The sequence below is a fragment of the Nocardia sp. NPDC004582 genome, assembly GCF_053602115.1.
Genome location: NZ_JBSGCY010000064.1, coordinates 19256 through 35974, shown reverse-complemented (window position 1 = coordinate 35974; position 16719 = coordinate 19256). Strand labels below are relative to the sequence as shown.

The 16719-nt window shown below is 70.5% G+C and carries 15 protein-coding genes; 9 read left to right on the top strand and 6 right to left on the bottom strand.

What is annotated here, in order from left to right:
- Positions 1–323, bottom strand: a 323-nt coding sequence (locus tag ACWELJ_RS19080) for a TetR family transcriptional regulator (RefSeq protein WP_452367458.1), incomplete at its 3' end; no start/stop codon positions are given.
- Between the two features lie 187 nt (positions 324–510).
- Between ACWELJ_RS19080 and ACWELJ_RS19075 the strand changes: the two genes are divergently transcribed.
- From ACWELJ_RS19075 to ACWELJ_RS19060, 4 genes are all read left to right on the top strand, one after another.
- Positions 511–2037: a TldD/PmbA family protein gene (locus ACWELJ_RS19075; protein WP_452367457.1), complete on the top strand. Its 1527-nt coding sequence runs from the start codon at positions 511–513 to the stop codon at positions 2035–2037.
- A gap of 21 nt (positions 2038–2058) precedes the next feature.
- Entirely contained in the window at positions 2059–3456 is a 1398-nt protein-coding gene (locus ACWELJ_RS19070) for a metallopeptidase TldD-related protein (protein WP_452367462.1), read from the top strand.
- Between the two features lie 130 nt (positions 3457–3586).
- On the top strand, positions 3587–4183 hold the full coding sequence (locus ACWELJ_RS19065) for a dihydrofolate reductase family protein (protein ID WP_452367456.1): 597 nt from the start codon (positions 3587–3589) through the stop codon (positions 4181–4183).
- Positions 4184–4441: 258 nt separating this feature from the next.
- A complete protein-coding gene (locus tag ACWELJ_RS19060) occupies positions 4442–5344 on the top strand; it encodes a S1C family serine protease (protein WP_452367461.1) in 903 nt (300 codons plus the stop codon).
- Between the two features lie 30 nt (positions 5345–5374).
- Here the strand turns inward: ACWELJ_RS19060 and ACWELJ_RS19055 are convergent, their stop codons facing one another.
- Positions 5375–5644 (bottom strand): helix-turn-helix transcriptional regulator, encoded by a 270-nt coding sequence (locus tag ACWELJ_RS19055; RefSeq protein WP_452367455.1) that lies wholly within the window; start codon positions 5642–5644, stop codon positions 5375–5377.
- A gap of 79 nt (positions 5645–5723) precedes the next feature.
- Between ACWELJ_RS19055 and map the strand changes: the two genes are divergently transcribed.
- Positions 5724–6491, top strand: a complete 768-nt coding sequence (gene map / locus ACWELJ_RS19050; protein ID WP_452367454.1) for a type I methionyl aminopeptidase — start codon at positions 5724–5726, stop codon at positions 6489–6491.
- Positions 6492–6495: 4 nt separating this feature from the next.
- Here the strand turns inward: map and ACWELJ_RS19045 are convergent, their stop codons facing one another.
- Complete coding sequence (locus ACWELJ_RS19045; RefSeq protein WP_452367453.1) at positions 6496–8232, bottom strand: amidohydrolase; 1737 nt, start codon at positions 8230–8232, stop codon at positions 6496–6498.
- Positions 8233–8479: 247 nt separating this feature from the next.
- Between ACWELJ_RS19045 and ACWELJ_RS19040 the strand changes: the two genes are divergently transcribed.
- Both ACWELJ_RS19040 and ACWELJ_RS19035 read left to right on the top strand, forming a co-directional pair.
- Positions 8480–9430 carry an FkbM family methyltransferase gene (locus ACWELJ_RS19040; RefSeq protein ID WP_452367452.1) on the top strand — a complete coding sequence of 317 codons (951 nt, stop codon included), beginning with the start codon at positions 8480–8482 and terminating at the stop codon, positions 9428–9430.
- 109 nt (positions 9431–9539) lie between these two features.
- Positions 9540–10247 (top strand): TetR family transcriptional regulator, encoded by a 708-nt coding sequence (locus ACWELJ_RS19035; RefSeq protein WP_452367451.1) that lies wholly within the window; start codon positions 9540–9542, stop codon positions 10245–10247.
- A gap of 16 nt (positions 10248–10263) precedes the next feature.
- On the opposite strand, the gene ACWELJ_RS19030 is transcribed toward ACWELJ_RS19035, so the two are convergent.
- Positions 10264–10848 carry a TetR/AcrR family transcriptional regulator gene (locus ACWELJ_RS19030; protein WP_452367450.1) on the bottom strand — a complete coding sequence of 195 codons (585 nt, stop codon included), beginning with the start codon at positions 10846–10848 and terminating at the stop codon, positions 10264–10266.
- Positions 10849–10941: 93 nt separating this feature from the next.
- Here ACWELJ_RS19030 and ACWELJ_RS19025 point away from each other — a divergent pair, with 93 nt between their 5' ends.
- Both ACWELJ_RS19025 and ACWELJ_RS19020 read left to right on the top strand, forming a co-directional pair.
- Positions 10942–11679: an alpha/beta fold hydrolase gene (locus ACWELJ_RS19025; RefSeq protein ID WP_452367449.1), complete on the top strand. Its 738-nt coding sequence runs from the start codon at positions 10942–10944 to the stop codon at positions 11677–11679.
- A 9-nt stretch (positions 11680–11688) separates the two neighbouring features.
- A complete protein-coding gene (locus ACWELJ_RS19020) occupies positions 11689–12069 on the top strand; it encodes a PPOX class F420-dependent oxidoreductase (RefSeq protein WP_452367448.1) in 381 nt (126 codons plus the stop codon).
- A 69-nt stretch (positions 12070–12138) separates the two neighbouring features.
- Here ACWELJ_RS19020 and ACWELJ_RS19015 read toward each other — a convergent pair whose 3' ends face one another.
- Together ACWELJ_RS19015 and cobN are read right to left on the bottom strand one after the other, a co-directional pair.
- The gene (locus ACWELJ_RS19015; RefSeq protein ID WP_452367447.1) at positions 12139–12666 is read right to left on the bottom strand and encodes a hypothetical protein; all 528 of its coding nucleotides are present in this window, start codon (positions 12664–12666) and stop codon (positions 12139–12141) included.
- A gap of 300 nt (positions 12667–12966) precedes the next feature.
- A complete protein-coding gene (cobN, locus tag ACWELJ_RS19010; RefSeq protein WP_452367446.1) occupies positions 12967–16602 on the bottom strand; it encodes a cobaltochelatase subunit CobN in 3636 nt (1211 codons plus the stop codon).
- Between the last annotated feature and the right edge of the window lie 117 nt (positions 16603–16719).

Genomic DNA, 16719 nt, shown 5'->3' with positions numbered 1-16719 from the left:
AGGTCGTCGCCGAGGTGGTCGCCGGGATTGTCGCCGGCGGCGCGCAGCGCGCGCAGCAGTACCTCGACGGGGCGTTCACCGGGGCGGCGGGTGGCGATGGCGCGCACGGCGGCCTGCACGCGTTCGTCCGGCTCGGGGAACAGCAGTTCCTCTTTGCTGGCGAAGTAGTTGAAGAACGTCCGGGTGCCGACCTCGGCGGCGGCCGCGATATCGGCGACGGTGGCCGCCTCGTATCCTCGGCTCTCGAACTGTTCTACGGCGGCTTCGAGCAGGGCTCGGCGGGTACGTTCCCGTTTGCGATCGCGGAGTGCGGATGGCGGCACGCGGGCAGACAGTACGGCATCCGATCGGCAATCCGCGGAATGTCCGGCCGTTGAGCGTGCCGTTTCCCGGTGTGCTTCTTCGCACTTCACGCATTGTTGCAGCGTATGCAGTCGTGCGTGTGGTGAATTTCGGTCGCGCTGCGTGGTTTCTTGAACCCCCGGCGTGTCGCCCTCTAGCGTGGTGCGGGTGAGCATCGCTACCAAGGTCATCGACGGCCAGTTCCGCGCGCTGCCGCTGTCCGCGCTCGCCGACGCGGCGTTGAGCGCGGCCCGCGCGGCCGGGGCCGAGTACGCGGACCTGCGGGTGCATCGGCTCGTGCAGCAGTCCATCAGGTTGCGCGACGGCCGCGTCGAATCGGTGTCCGACAGTGCCGATCTCGGGTTCGCGGTGCGCGTGATCGTCGACGGCACCTGGGGTTTCGCCTCGCACGCCGACCCCACCGCCGAGACCGCCTCCCAGGTGGCGCGGCGCGCGGTGACGGTGGCGCGGACGCTGCGCGCGCTCAATCGCGAACGCGTGGAACTGGCTCCGGAGCCGCGCTACGCCGACGCCGAGTACGTCTCCGCCTACGACATCGACCCCTTCGAGGTGCCGACGCCGGAGAAAGTGGCGCTGCTGCTGGACTATTCGCAGCGGCTCAGCTCCGCCGACGGCGTGGATCACGTGACGGCGGCGGTGCTGCAGGTCAAGGAGCAGACCTTCTACGCCGACACCTTCGGCTCGCGCATCACTCAGCAGCGGGTGCGCCTGCACCCGCAGTTCGAGGCCATCACCGTCGATCCCGCCGCGGGCGTGTTCGAGACCATGCGCACCCTGGCCGCCCCGGCCGGGCGCGGCTGGGAGTACGTGACCGGCGCGGACGGAAACTGGGACTGGGCGGGCGAACTCGCGCGGATGCCGGAGTGGCTGGCGGAGAAGGTGAAGGCCCCCACTGTCGAGGCGGGCCCCGCCGATCTGGTCATCGACCCCAGCAACCTGTGGCTCACCATCCACGAGTCCATCGGCCACGCCACCGAGTACGACCGCGCCATCGGCTACGAATCCGCTTATGCGGGTACCTCGTTCGCCACCCCCGACCAGCTCGGCACGCTGCGCTACGGCACCCCGATCATGCACGTCACCGGTGACCGTACCCAGGAGCACGGCCTGGCCACCGTCGGCTGGGACGACGAGGGCGTGGCCGGGCAGCGCTGGGATCTGGTGCGCGACGGCGTGCTGGTCGGCTATCAGCTCGACCGGGTGTTCGCCCCGAAGCTGGGCCTGGACCGCTCCAATGGCTGCTCCTACGCCGATTCCGCACACCACGTGCCCATCCAGCGCATGGCCAATGTGTCGCTGCAACCCGATCCGGAGCGCGACACCAGCACCGCCGAACTCATCTCCCGCGTGGAGAACGGTCTCTACATCGTCGGCGACAAATCGTGGTCGATCGATATGCAGCGCTACAACTTCCAATTCACCGGTCAGCGCTTCTTCCGGATCCGCGACGGTGAACTGGCCGGGCAGGTGCGCGATGTCGCCTACCAGGCCACCACCACCGACTTCTGGGGTGCCATGGAGGCCGTCGGCGGGCCCTCGACCTGGGTGCTGGGCGGGGCGTTCAACTGCGGCAAGGCGCAACCCGGTCAGGTGGCGGCGGTTTCGCACGGCTGCCCGTCGGTGCTGGTGCGCGGCATCAATATTCTCAATACCCGCGCCGAAGCCGGACAGTAGGAAAGGACCGACACGGTGAGTGTGCTCCCCGCCCCCGAGGTCGTCGAACGCGCGCTGCGGGCCTCGCGCGCCGACGAGGCCATGGTGATCGTCACCGACGCGCACGAGGCGTCGCTGCGCTGGGCCGGAAACTCCATGACCACCAACGGTTCCTCGGTGGCGCGCGATTGGGCGGTGATCTCGGTGTTCCGGGAGGGCCCGACCGTCGCGCGGGTCGGCAGCGTGAGTTCCACGAGCGTGGATCCCGCCGAGATCGAGGCCGTGGTGCGGGCCGGCGAACAGGCCGCCCGCGACGCCGAGCCAGCGCGCGACGCCATGCCGCTGCTGGATCCCGACGCCGTCGACGCCGACACCCTGGACCGGCTGCTGGATTGGGACGGCGACCCGGCGACCACCGACATCGGGGTGTTCACCACGCTGGCAAGCGATCTCGCCGCCGGTTTCGACGGCTCGGACCGCCTCTACGGTTTCGCCCACCACCAGATGCACTCGACCTGGCTGGGCACCTCCACCGGGCTGCGCCGGCGCTGGGTGCAGCCGACCGGTTCGGTGGAGATCAACGGCAAACGCGGCGAGGGCGCGGACCTGGCCAGCGCCTGGGTCGGCACCGGCACCACCGATTTCGCCGATGTCGACACCCCCGCCCTGCTGGCCGAGCTGTCCCGGCGCCTGGACTGGTCCAAGCGCCGCGTCGAGCTGCCCGCGGGCCGCTACGAGACGCTGCTGCCGCCCTCGGCGGTCGCGGATCTGATGATCTATATGGCCTGGTCCATGGAGGGCCGCGGCGCGCACGAGGGCCACACCGCCTTCTCCCGCGCGGGCGGCACCCGAATCGGGGAGCGGCTCACCGGGATTCCGCTGACCCTGTCCTCGGATCCGAGCGCGGCGGGCCTCGAGTACCGGCCCTTCGTGGCGACGCCGTCGTCGTCGGAGTCGCTGTCGGTGTTCGACAACGGCCTGACCGCGCAGCGCACCGACTGGGTGCGCGAGGGCGTGATCGAGTCGCTGGTGTATCCGCGCGCCACCGCCGCCGAATTCGACGCCCCCGTCACGCTGCCCGGCGAGAACCTGCTCATGACCGGCGGCGGCGACGCCACTCTGACCGACATGATCGCGCGCACCGAACGCGGTCTGCTGCTGACCTGCCTGTGGTACATCCGCGAGGTGGATCCGGCCACGCTGCTGCTCACCGGCCTCACCCGCGACGGCGTCTACCTGGTGGAGAACGGCGAGGTGACCGGGGCGGTGAACAACTTCCGCTTCAACGAGAGCCCCCTGGACCTGTTGCGGCGGGTATCGGAGGCCGGGCGCACCGAGATCACGCTGCCGCGCGAGTGGAAGGACTGGTTCACCCGGACGGCCATGCCGCCGTTGCGGATTCCCGATTTCCACATGTCCTCGGTGAGCCAGGCGACCTGATTCGGTCGTACCGGTCCGCTTCCCGGGAAAATTCGTCACGCGACAACGATGATTTCCCGGAGGCGGCGCCGACTTCCAGGCAGAGACGGCGAAACACGCCGATTCGTCCCCCTGCTGAAGGAGTACGGCCATGAGCAAGGTAGTCACCGGCGCGAGCATGTCCCTCGACGGATTCATCGCGGGCCCCGGCGAAACCGGTTTCGAGCACCTGTTCGCCTGGTACCAGGGCGGCGACGTGCCGATCGCCAGCACCCACCCCGAGATCCCGTTCACGCTGACCGCCTCCGACGCCGCATACCTGCGGGCCTGGCTCGACGGGGTCGGGGTGTACGTGGTCGGCAAGCGGTTGTTCACCCTGACCGATGGCTGGGGCGGGGTGCATCCGGCGGACAAGCCGATCGTGGTGGTCACCCACACCGTGCCCGATCAATGGATCGCCGAGCACCCCGACGCGCCGTTCACGTTCGTCACCGGCGGGGTGAAGGAGGCCATCGACGTGGCCCGCGGCATCGCCGGGGACCGGATGGTCGGTGTCAGCGGCGGCGACGTGGCCCGGCAGTGCCTCGACGCGGGCCTGCTCGACGAGGTCTGGGTCGATCTGGTGCCGGTGCTGCTGGGCGGCGGGGTGCCGCTGCTGGGCGAGCTGGCGAACGCGCCGGTGCTGCTGGAGGATCCGGAGATCGTGCCCGGCTCCCGGGTCACCCACCTGAAGTACCGCCTGCGCTGAGTCCGAATACGGCCAGGGCTGAGCCGTGTGCCGGTTCTACGCTCAGCCGTGTACGGGTCTGTGCTCAGCCGTGTGCTGGTTTGCGCTGTCGGCGAACCGGTTGTCGCGGTGCCACGGGCGCGCGCATTCTGGGATTACGCACTGTAATCACGTAATCGGATGGTGGTCGTCGTGGACGACGAAGCTGCCCTCTCGCCCTGGGACGAGAACCCCGACCCCGCGCCCCCGCCGGGTTTCGGCCCGCCGGACCCCGAGGCCATGGACGCCTACTCGCGCACCGTGATCGCGGTCGCCGCCACGGTGACCCCGCATGTGGCCAGCGTGCAGACCCGGCGCGGCGGCGGATCGGCGGTGGTGTTCACCGCCGACGGATTCCTGCTCACCAACGCGCACGTGGTCGGCGAGGCGAGCCAGGGGACGGTGGTGTTCGCCGACGGCCTGGAATCGACCTTCGATGTGGTGGGGGTGGATCCGCTCTCGGATCTGGCGGTGCTGCGCGCCCGCGGCGGCGCACCCGCCGCGGTGCGGCTCGGGGACGCCGACACCCTGGTGGTCGGGCAGCTGGTGGTGGCGGTCGGGAGCCCGCTGGGGCTGGCCGGGTCGGTGACCGCGGGCGTGGTGAGCGCGCTGGGCCGCTCGGTGCCGGTCGGCAACCGGCGCACCGCGCGCGTCATCGAGGACGTGATCCAGACCGACGCCGCCCTCAACCCCGGCAATTCCGGTGGCGCGCTGGCTGATTCGGCTGGCCGGGTGGTGGGGATCAATACCGCGGTCGCCGGCATCGGGCTGGGTCTGGCGATTCCGATCAACGTCACCACCCGCCGCATCATCAGCACGCTGCTCACCGAGGGCCGGGTCCGACGCGCCTATCTGGGCGTGGTCGGGGTGCCCGCTCCCCTGCCGACCGCGGTCGCCGCCCGCACCGGCCAGGACGCGGGACTGCGGATCGTGGAGGTGGTACGCGGCGGTCCCGCCGAACGGGCCGGGCTGCGGCGCGGGGACCTGGTGCTGAGTATCGCGCGCACCGAGATCCGCGACGCGCAGGGCATTCAGCGGCAGTTGTTCGCCGACGCCATCGGCCGCACCCTGCCGGTGACGGTGCTGCGCAATGGCGCGATGGTGGATGTGCTGGCGGTGCCGGTCGAGCTGACCGGCGACTGAGACCGGCGGGTCACCTTCCCCGGCAACGGGTTACGAGGCCGAGCGCTGCTCCGCGTCGCCGGGATGCCAGATCTCGGCCAGCTCGTCGAGGGGGATGTCCAGGGTGCGGCTCAAAGCGACCACCGTCCCGAACGCGGGCGTGGGCAGCCGCCCCGATTCGATCTTGCGCAGCGTCTCCGGCGACATACCCGCGCTCGCGGCCACGTCCGCCAGATCGCGGCCGGCGCGGGCGGTGCGCAGGGCCGCGCCCAGGCGGCGTCCGGCTTCGAGCTGGGCGGGCGTGAGGGGCAGTCGGACCATACCGGCCACCCTACGGTTGGTATTTAAATACCGCAAGCCGCTATGGTCGGTATTAAAATACCGATTGATGGAGGTAGTCATGGTGGAACTCAAGAGCCTCGCCGAGATCGACAGCATGCACGTGACCGGGCAGTTCGTCGCCGGTGTGCTCGCCGAACTACGGGAGCGAGCCCGGATCGGAGTCAACCTGCTGGAGCTGGAAGCCGTGGTCCGCGAACGCATCCGGGAGCGCGGCGCGGTCTCCTGCTATTGGGACTACTCCCCCAGCTTCGGGCGCGGCCCGTTCCGCAACACCATCTGCCTGTCGGTGAACGACGCCGTGCTGCACGGACTCCCGTTCGACTACACGCTGCGCGACGGCGACGTGCTCAGCATGGATCTGGCGGTGAGCATCGACGGCTGGGTCGCCGACTCCGCGGTCACGGTCATCGTGGGCCGCCGCGACCCCGAGGACGAACGGCTGATCCGCGCCACCGAGCAGGCCCTCGACGCGGCCATCGCGGTCGCCGAGCCCGGCAACACCATCGGCGACCTGTCCGCGGCCATCGCCACCGTGGCCCGCGACCACGGCTACCCGATCAATACCGAATACGGCGGCCACGGTCTGGGCCGCACCATGCACGAGGACCCGCACGTCCCCAATGACGGGCGCGCCGGGCGCGGCTTCCGGCTGCGCCCGGGCCTGACCCTGGCGATCGAGCCGTGGTTCGCGCGCGGCACCGACCGCATCGTCACCGATCCCGACGGCTGGACCCTGCGCTCGGCGGACGGATCGCGCACCGCGCACTCCGAGCACACCATCGCCATCACCGACGCGGGCCCGCGGGTGCTGACCCGCGTCGGGTGACGGGTCAGGCGAGTGGTTCGCCGAAGGTCTGCCGACCCATGAGGTAGGTGGCCTCGACGGTCAAGGCGCGCAACGACTCCGGCGGCACGGCACGCGGATTGCCCGACAGCACCACCAGATCCGCGTACTTGCCCGGTTCCAGGCTGCCGATCTCGGCGTCGAGGTGCAGCTGCCAGGCCGCGTCGAGGGTCTGCGCCTTGATCGCGGCGTCGACGCTCAGGCACTGCTCGGGGGCCAGGACGCGACCGCTGCCGCGCGCGGTGCGGGTGACGGCGGTGGCGATATTGCCGATCGGGTCGGGCGGAGTGACCGTGCCGTCATTGTGGAACGAGATCCGCAGGCCCGCGTCCAGCGCCGCCTTCGCCGACATCCAGTGCGCGCCGTGATCGGGACCGAACAGCTCGTCCATCAGCACGTCACCCCAGTAGTAGACGTGCTCGATGAAGAAGCTCACCGTCACCCCGAGGGTGGCGGCGCGCGCGAACTGGTCGGGCCGCATCGCCCCGCAGTGCTCGAGTCGCGGCCGCAGCTCGCCGCCCTTCCCGGCGAGGGCCTGCTCGAAGGCGTCGAGCACCACGTCCACGGCCGCGTCGCCGTGCACGTGGCAGGCGGGCTGCCAGCCCTGCGCGACGAACGCGGCGGCCAGGTCGGTGATCTGCTCGGGCGTGTAGTTCATGCCGCCGTGATGGTGCGGCTCCAGGCCCATGCGGGCGGTGGCCTCGTTCGTCAGATAGGGGAAGGTGGTGAAAATATTGCCCTGCCACGGCGATCCGTCCGCCCACAGCTTCATGCCGATGACACCGAACAGGGCGTCCCCGCCGACTGCCCGACCGGGCACGTGGGTGGCATCGGCGGCCAGCTCCGGTGTTCCCATGGTGTAGGAGCGGATCCGGATCGGGCAGGCCGGGTCGGCGGCCACCGCCGTGTACAGCTTCCCGGAGTCGGCGCTGCCGGTGTGCTCACTGGCGGTGGCGTACCCGGCGGCCGCCAATTGCGTATAGGCCCAGCGCAATCGGTCGGGCATCCCACCCTCGACCGACGCCTGCAACGGCTCGGTCAGCCGCAGGATCGCGGCCGCCTCGCGCACCTCGCCGGTCAGTTCACCATCGGGTCCGTGCACGTATTCCGCCCCCGGCGGATTCGGGGTGTCGCGCGTGATCCCCGCCTGCTTCAACGCCGCGGTATTGCCATACGCGGCATGTCCGCTGTTGGCCACCACGACAACCGGATTCGCGGGCGCGGCCGCGTCGAGACTCCGCACGGTCGGCAACACGAGCCCGTCCTGCAACAGCACATCGATCCCGTACAACAGGATCGACTCCCCCGGCTGCGCGCTCCGCACCGCCTCGGCCAGCTTCGCGTTCACCCCGTCCCCGCTCGGCACCGTGAACGGCCGCACGTCGACCGCGGGCGGCGCGAGCGCGGCGGCGATCTGCGAGGGATGACTGTGCGGTTCCACGAACGCGGGCAACAAGGCCCGGCCCCGCAGCTCCACCAGCTTCGTGGCGGGCCCGCGTAGTGCCATCACCTCCGATTCGGAGCCCACCGCGCTGATCCGCCCGCCCGTCACGGCCAGAGCCCGCACCTCGGGCGTACCGCCAGCGACCGTGATGATGGGCCCACCGGTGAAGATGACGTCCGCCGAGGCGCCCGACGCCGAGTCCTCGGTCCCGCACGCCGCCACCGCGGCCGATGCCGCCACCGCGCTCCCCACCACGAAACTCCGCCTGCTCATCGCCATGCGTCCCTTCCCTGACCGTCCACCCACGAGGTGGGCCCGACATCCAAGTTACGGTCGCAGGCCCCGGTGATGAGCCAAGCGCCGGGCGGGTGTGTCGGCACGGACCGGGCCACCGACGACGGCCGCCAGAGCTGACAGCTATCACTCAGCTACCCTGGTGATCGCGGATTCGCCTGCCCGTCCTGCCGTCCCGAGCCCCAGCTGATCGACAGTCAGACCCGGATCACACACTCGGACAGGAGATGTCATGAATCTGGCCTACTTGCGCTCGGACGCCGACCGCGCCTTCGGAGTCGGCACCTCACGAGCCCTGGCGCGCGAAGCCGCCGGCACGATCCGCGACATGGGTATCGCCGTCGCCGCGGCCCGTGGCGGCAGCCGGATACGCGCGCCGTTCTGGATGGCTCGTCGCTTTCTCGGCGTGGCGGGCACGCCCCTGACGGGCGAGGAATTGATCGCGCTGCGATTCGCCACGCCCCGTGACGGCGCGTCGATCATGGTGCGCCGCAATCAGAGTGACCTGCTCATCCTCTGGCAGATCTTCCTGCACCGCTACTACGAGCTCAACGAGGTCTATGCCCTCGACACCGATATCGACGCCTTGGACACCATCGTCGACCTCGGCGGCAACACCGGGCAGGCCGCCGCCTACTTCACCGCCCGCTACCGGCCGCGACAGCTGCTCACGGTGGAGCCGATCGACGAGAGCCGACAGGTGCTGTACCGCAACCGGTCGCTGTCGGGGATGGACTGGATCGTGGAGGATTGCGCCGTGTCCGGCGCGGCGGGTGAGCTGGAGTTCGCGGTCAGCGCGTTCTGGGACACCTGCACCGCCGTCCCCGCGGTGTACGAACTGCGCCGCGGGCGGCCCTGGCGGCTGGAGAACACTCTCGCGCGCCCACCGCGCACCCTTCCCGCCCGCACGGTGGCACAACTGCTGGACCGGCACGGCCTCGACCATGTCGACCTGCTGAAGGTCGACGTCGAGGGCAGCGAGGCCGATATCTTCGCGACCCCACGGCCGTGGATGGACGCCGTCGACCGCATCGTGCTCGAGATCCACGACAAGTACATCGACGGCGACATCGTTCGAAGCACCATGAAACAAGCCGGATTCCATCGCATCGCACCGCGCCGGCCCGACCCGGCCGGGTTCAACCCCGTGGAGCTCTACTGGCGCGACGGCCTTCCCGAATGATCGGCCCCGCACCCGTCGCGATCATCGTCGACGGGCACCGGCGCCGGGCGAGCACATTGCGTGCCCGGCCGGTGAGCGGTCGAAATACTCTCTGGGAGATACTCGTTCGATGGGTAATGACGGCACGGCGGCGCGCGCCACGGACGACGGTCGCGGCACCGCCGGTGACGACGGTCGCGGCACCGCCGCGGTCGCGCAGCAGGAACTCACCCAGCGCCGCTTCCCCGAGGGCCAGCGCCGGATCTTCCTGGCCGCCATCGACGCCTTCGCCGAACGCGGCTTCCACGCCACCACCACCCGTGACATCGCCGCCCGCGCGGGTCTGAGCCCGGCCGGGCTCTATGTGCACTTCGGGTCCAAAGAGGAAGTCCTCTACCGCATCTCGTTGTCGTCGATGCGGCTGACCGAGCAGGTCGCCACCACCGCGGCCGCGGGCACCGGCGGTGTCGCCGATCGGCTCGCCGCCGTGGTGCGCGACCTGACGGTCTGGCACGCCGAGCACGCCGCCTCGGTCCGCGTGGTCCTGCACCACCTCACCGACCTCACCTCCGACCATCGCGCCGAGGTCACCGAGCTCCAGGTCGCCATCCACCGGCTGGTCCGCGACCTGGTCGCCCGGGGTGTCGGCGACGGCGTCTTCGATGTCGCCGATACCCACGCGGCCACCTTGGCGCTCATGTCGCTGTGCGTGGACACCTCCCGCTGGTACCACGCCGACTACCGCCGCACCCCCGACGAGATCGGCGCGGACTACGCGGCCGTGGCCCTGCGAATCGTGGGTGCCCGGCCCGCCTGCGACAGCGCCGATTCCGGCTAGCATCGCCAACGCCGGGTCAGCCCGCCCCGGGCAGCCCGTCCACCACGAGATCGACCGCACCCGAGAGGTATTCGGGTGTCAGCGGCTGCCCGCGCAGGAGCAGCCGGAACCAGATGGCCCCGCCCAGCAGATCCATGATGGCCGCAGGGTCGCAGCCGGGATCGAGTTCGCCGCGCGCCACGGCCCGCTCGAACACCGGCTGTTCGCGGCCGAGCCGTTCGGCGAAGAACGCGGCCCCGACCGCCGCGAGTTGTGGTCGTGCGGGTGCCGCGGCCAGCACCGCGGTCGCCACGGGCGCGGTCGAGGGGGCGGTGAGCAGTCCGGCGATCGCCTGCGCCAGGCCCAGCAGATCGCCGCGCAGGCTGCCGGTGTCCGGCATCGGGAAGCTCAGCAGGTCGGAGTCGGTGAGCGCCGCGGCCAGCAGCGCGTCCTTGGCGGGCCACCACCGGTACAGCGTGGTCTTGTTCACCCCGGACCGGGCGGCCACCGTCTCCATGGTCAGGCCGTCATATCCCTTGTCCGCCAGCAGTTCCAGGGTCGCGGCGAAGATCGCGGCCGCCTGCCGTGGCGCGCCCGCGGTTCGCCGTTCCGGTGTCGTCACCCGACCAAAATACAACACAACGTTGCGTTGCGAATCGATGCGTGCTGTGATTGCAACGCAACGTCGCGTTGCATTTGGAGATGGGAGGACACCATGACCACGCCGATCCTGCTGGTCCACGGAATTCGATTGAGCGGCGCCTGCTGGGGGCAGGTGAGCGAGTACCTCACCCCGCGGCACCCGGTGCTGGCGATCGACCTGCCCGGCCACGGACATCGCCGCGATGAGCGCTTCACGCTGCCCGGCGCGGTCGAGGCGGTGCGCGCCGGGATCGACGAACTCGGCGGTCGCGCACTGGTCGTGGGCCATTCCCTGGGCGGCATCGTCACCGCCGCGACGGCCACGACCCACCCGGATCGGGTGGCGGGCGCGGTCCTCGTCGGCGCCACGGCGACCCCGGGGCGAACCCTGGCGACCGGATTCGGCCTCATGCACCGCGCCCTGTCCGCCCGCCCCGATGGCGGACAGGCGTTCAGCGAGAACGTCTTCCGCCGTGTCCTGCCCGCACGGGTGGCCGGGGACATCGTGGGCGGCGGCATCGCCACCGAGGTGATTCCCGATGTCGCCGCCGCCCTGCGCGGATTCGATCCCGCCGCGGCCCTGGCCGCCTATCCCGGCCCGATCCGGCTGATCAACGGCGGCCACGACCATTTCCGGCTCGGCGAACGGCGTTTCCTGCGCGCCGCCCCGGCGGCGCGACTGCTGGTCGTGCCGCATGCCGGACACTATCTCCCGCTCACCCACGGCGAGGTCTTCGCCGATCTGGTCGCCGACTTCGCCGCATCGCCCACGGTCGGGCGCCTGGCGGCGGCGGCCAGTCATACCGGATAGGCTGCGAGCGTGGACAACCCGTTCGGGCCTGTGGGCACCGCGAGCTACGTCAATCTGACCACCTACAAGAAGGACGGCACCGCGGTGGCGACGCCGCTGTGGGCCGCCCTCGACGGCGACCGCCTCTACGTGTGGACGGTCACCGACAGCTGGAAGGTCAAGCGCATCCGGCGCAATCCCGAGGTGACGCTGCAACCCTGTGATGTGCGCGGCAAGACGCACGGCGAGATCGTCAAGGGTCACGCGGTCGTGCTCGACGACGCGGGCAGCGACCGGGTGCGCGATCTCATCAAGCGCAAGTACGGCATCCTGGGCTGGCTGACCATCACCGGCAGCAAGCTGCGCCGCGGCAACGCCGGCACCATCGGCATCGAAATCACCGCGGCGTAACCGCACTCACGCGATACCCGCTGCCGGGCCGATCCGCGGGAACCGCCCGGCAGCGGGGCGCGGCTCAGCTCACGGTTGCTGGCCGCCGATCACCGCGCCGATGACGCCGCCGATCAGGCAGCCGATGATCGCGCCGACACCGAAGAACCAGATCCCGATCAGCACCCCGATGACACACCCGATGGCCGCGCCGGCCACGATCGAGCCGTCCGAGATGTTCTGCAACGCCACCTGCTCGGCGGTGGGCGTCGCCAGATCGGCCGGGTCGGCCGGGTGGACGGTCAGCGTGGTCCCGGACGCGTCGACCGTCGGCAGCACGCTGACCGACCGATCAGCGACCTGATACGCCAGCGGCATCGAGGCGATGGTGGCACCATTGGGCGCGATCACGTTCACCGCGCCATTGACCAGGTCGAAATGGCCGCTGGCGAGCGTGGTGGTGACGGCGGAGTGATCCGGGGCCAGCGCGACCGAATAGTCGACGCCCCGGTCCGTCCCGCTGATTCCCGGCGCGGGCGCGCCGTGGGCGGTGACGGTGGCGACGCCCAGAGCGGCGACCGAAAGCAGTGCGGTAGCGGCGAATTTGGCGATTCTCATAATGGTTCCCTACGTCGAAGGACCGATTCACCGCATGACCGAGTAGGCGTGCCGTAATGGAACGCCATGCTCGACGACTCGGACGCGCTGCCCGAAGCACAGCGAATCGGGGACTCCCCACTTCGAATTATTCGGCCCGGCACCATGACTGGCATGTCACCGGATGACCCGCCGCCTCCCCGGGACCGACGCCGGGTCCGGTTCTCATAATCCTCTCGGAGTCCCGCACTGGGAAGACCCCGGTGCCGGGGTTGTCCGCTGCTGTCCTGCGGCCACCCCGGTCCGGGTACGCGAAATCGCCTACTCCAGTTCGCCTTCGGTCTCCAGGTAGACCTGCCGCAGCCGGTCCAGGGTCGCGGTGTCGGGCTGCTCCCACAGCTTCCGCTCCGCCGCCTCCAGCAAACGCTCCGCGATCCCGTGCAGCGCCCAGGGATTGGACTGCTCCATGAACTTCCGGTTGGTCTCGTCGAAAACGTAGGACTCGGCCAGCTTTTCATACATCCAGTCGGCGACCACATTGGTGGTGGCGTCGTAGCCGAACAGATAGTCGACGGTGGCGGCCATCTCGAACGCCCCCTTGTAGCCGTGCCGGCGCATGGCCTCGATCCAGCGCGGATTCACCACGCGCGCCCGGAACACCCGGGTGGTCTCCTCCGACAGGGTGCGGGTGCGGACCGCGTCGGGGCGGGTGCTGTCGCCGATGTAGGCCTCGGGGTTGGCGCCGGTGAACGCGCGCACCGCGGCCACCATGCCGCCGTGGTACTGGAAGTAGTCGTCGGAGTCGGCGATGTCGTGTTCACGGGTGTCGGTGTTCTTGGCCGCCACCGCGATTCGCTGGTAGGCGGTCCGCATGTCGTCCGCGGCGGGTGCGCCGTCGAGGTCGCGGCCGTAGGCGAACCCGCCCCACGCGGTGTACACCCGGGCCAGGTCGTCGTCGGTGCGCCAGCTCTTGGAGTCGATGAGCTGCAGCAGCCCCGCCCCGTAGGTGCCGGGCTTGGAGCCGAAAATGCGTGTGGTGGCGCGGCGTTCGTCGCCATGCTCGGCCAGGTCGGCCTGGGCGTGGGCGCGCACGTAGTTCCGGTCGGCGGGCTCGTCGAGTCCGGCGGCCAGCCGCACCGCGTCGTCGAGCAGGGCCAGCACGTGCGGGAAGGCGTCGCGGAAGAAGCCGCTGATCCGCACGGTCACGTCGATGCGCGGACGGCCCAGCTCCTCGAGCTCGATGGCTTCCAGCCGGGTGACGCGGCGGCTCGCCTCGTCCCACACCGGCCGCACGCCCAGCAGCGCGAACACCTCGGCGATATCGTCGCCGGAGGTCCGCATGGCCGAGGTGCCCCACACCGACAGGCCCACCGACCGCGGGTACTCGCCGTGGTCGGCCAGGTACCGGGCCAGCAGCGAATCCGCCATGGCCTGACCGGTTTCCCAGGCCAGCCGCGACGGCACCGCCTTCGGATCGACGGAGTAGAAGTTGCGCCCGGTGGGCAGCACGTTGATCAGGCCGCGCAACGGCGAACCACTCGGCCCGGCCGGAATGAACCCGCCATTCAGCGCGTGCAGGATGCGGGCGATCTCGACACCGGTCTGCCGCAGGCGCGGCACCACCTCGGTGGCGGCGAAACCCAGCACCCGGCGCGTCTCGTCCAGGCGCGCGGCGGCGTCGGTGAGGCCCGCCGCCGCGGCGAGCTCCCCGCCGAACACGCCCTCGGTGACCGCGTCGATGGACTCGACGTCCCAGTCGACTTCCTGCATGCCCGAGACCAGTTCGCGCGCCAGCTGTTCGAAGGCGTCCACCCGGTCGCGCTTCTCGTCGCCGGATTCGCTGAGCCCCAGCGCTTCCCGCAGACCCGGCACATTGACCTCGCCGCCCCACAGCTGACGGGCGCGCAGCATGGCCAGCACCAGGTCCACCTCGGCCTCGCCCGCCGGGGCCTGGCCGAGCACGTGCAGACCGTCACGGATCTGCACATCCTTGATCTCGCACAGCCAGCCGTCGACGTGCAGCAGCATGTCGTCGAAGACCTCTTCGTCCGGGCGTTCGGTGAGCCCGAGGTCGTGGTCCATCTTGGCCGCGCGCATCAGCGTCCAGATCTGCTGGCGGATGGCGGGCAGCTTGGCCGGGTCGAGCGCGGAGATATTGGCGTGCTCGTCGAGCAGCTGCTCGAGCCGCGAGATGTCGCCGTAGGTCTCCGCCCGCGCCATCGGCGGGATCAGATGGTCGACCAGGGTGGCGTGGGCGCGGCGCTTGGCCTGGGTGCCCTCGCCCGGATCGTTGACCAGGAACGGGTAGATCAGCGGCAGATCGCCCAGCGCGGCATCGGTGCCGCAGGAGGCCGACATGCCGAGCGTCTTGCCGGGCAGCCATTCCAGGTTGCCGTGCTTGCCCAGGTGCACCACGGCGTCGGCGGCGAAACCCTCCGCGGCGGCCAGCCAGCGGTAGGCGGCCAGATAGTGGTGGCTCGGCGGCAGATCCGGGTCGTGATAGATGGCGACGGGGTTCTCGCCGAAACCGCGCGGCGGCTGCACGATCAACACCACATTGCCGAAACGCAAGGCGGCGATGACGATCTCGCCCTTCGGGTCCGCGGAACGGTCCACGTACAACTCGCCCGGCGGCGGGCCCCACGCCTCGACGACCGCCTCGCGCAGGTCCTCCGGCAGCGTCTCGAACCAGCTGGTGTACAGGTCCGCGCCGATCCGAATCGGGTTGCCCTCCAGCTGTTCCTGGCTCAACCAGTCCGGGTCCTGGCCGCCCGCCGCGATGAGTGCGTGGATCAGCGCGTCGCCGTCGGCGGTCTCCAGGCCGGGGACCTCACCGGGCACGCCGAGGTCGTAACCGGCCGCGCGCATCTCGGTGAGCAGCCGGATGGCGCTGGCCGGGGTGTCCAGGCCGACGGCATTGCCGATGCGGGCGTGCTTGGTCGGGTACGCCGACAGCACGATCGCGATCTTCTTGCGCTCGGCCGGAATGTGGCGCAGCCGCGCGTACCGCACCGCGATACCCGCCACCCGGGCCGCGCGCTCGGCGTCGGGCACATACGACGACAGCCCGTCGGCGTCGAACTCCTTGAACGAGAACGGGACCGTGATGATGCGGCCGTCGAACTCCGGCACCGCCACCTGGGTGGCGACATCCAGCGGCGACAGGCCGTCGTCATTGGCCTCCCACTGCTCGCGGCCGCTGGTCAGGCACAGACCCTGCAGGATCGGCACATCCAGGTCCGCGAGCGCGCCCACATCCCAGGCCTCGTCGTCGCCACCGGCCGAGGCGGTCGCGGGCTTGGTGCCACCCGCCGCGAGCACGGTCACCACCAGTGCGTCGGCGGTGCCGAGCATGGCGAGCAGCTCCGGTTCCGCGGTGCGCAACGAGGCGCAGTACACGGGCAGTGCGCGAGCGCCCTTGGCCTCGATGGCGGTGCACAGCGCGTCGATGTAGGCGGTGTTCCCGGCCAGATGCTGGGCGCGGTAGTAGACCACGGCCACCGTCGGGGCGTCCTCGGGAACCGGGCGGGCGTGCCGTTCCAGTTCGCCCCAGCTCGGCATCTCCACCGGCGGTTCGAACCCGTTGCCGGTGAGCAGCACCGTGTCGGACAGGAAGTTGTGCAGCTGCAGCAGGTTTCGCGGACCGCCCGCGGCCAGATAGTTGTGCGCGTCGGCCGCGACACCGCCCGGCACCGTCGAGCACTGCATCAGCTCGGCGTCGGGGGCGATCTCACCGCCGAGGGCGACCACCGGAATTCCGCTGGCGCGCACCGTCTCGAGGCCCTCCTCCCAGGCCCGCTTGCCGCCCAGTACGCGCACGATCACCAGCGACACACCGTTCAGCAGGCTCGGCAGATCCTCCGGCAGCAGCCGGGCCGGATTGGCCAGCCGGTAGGCGGCGCCGCTGGCGCGCGCGCTCAGCAGATCGGTGTCGGAGGTGGACAGCAGCAGGATCAAGGGTCTCGGCCTTCCTCGGGTTACGCGCCCAGCACGGTTCGGCGCTCGCCGGGAAGGTCTGGCTCTCACAGTGGCGCGACCACGCCGGAATTGCACCGGCTTTCTTCCGTTCGACAA

Excerpts from the sequence above, each read along its gene's own strand:
- ACWELJ_RS19055 (WP_452367455.1), bottom strand. The coding sequence starts at position 5,644 with ATGGTCCGACTGCCCCTCACGCCCGCCCAGCTCGAAGCCGGACGCCGC.
- ACWELJ_RS19015 (WP_452367447.1), bottom strand. The coding sequence starts at position 12,666 with ATGAGAATCGCCAAATTCGCCGCTACCGCACTGCTTTCGGTCGCCGCT.
- ACWELJ_RS19065 (WP_452367456.1), top strand. The coding sequence starts at position 3,587 with ATGAGCAAGGTAGTCACCGGCGCGAGCATGTCCCTCGACGGATTCATC.
- map (WP_452367454.1), top strand. The coding sequence starts at position 5,724 with ATGGTGGAACTCAAGAGCCTCGCCGAGATCGACAGCATGCACGTGACC.
- ACWELJ_RS19060 (WP_452367461.1), top strand. The coding sequence starts at position 4,442 with ATGGACGCCTACTCGCGCACCGTGATCGCGGTCGCCGCCACGGTGACC.
- ACWELJ_RS19040 (WP_452367452.1), top strand. The coding sequence starts at position 8,480 with ATGAATCTGGCCTACTTGCGCTCGGACGCCGACCGCGCCTTCGGAGTC.
- ACWELJ_RS19025 (WP_452367449.1), top strand. The coding sequence starts at position 10,942 with ATGACCACGCCGATCCTGCTGGTCCACGGAATTCGATTGAGCGGCGCC.
- ACWELJ_RS19035 (WP_452367451.1), top strand. The coding sequence starts at position 9,540 with ATGGGTAATGACGGCACGGCGGCGCGCGCCACGGACGACGGTCGCGGC.
- ACWELJ_RS19045 (WP_452367453.1), bottom strand. The coding sequence starts at position 8,232 with ATGGCGATGAGCAGGCGGAGTTTCGTGGTGGGGAGCGCGGTGGCGGCA.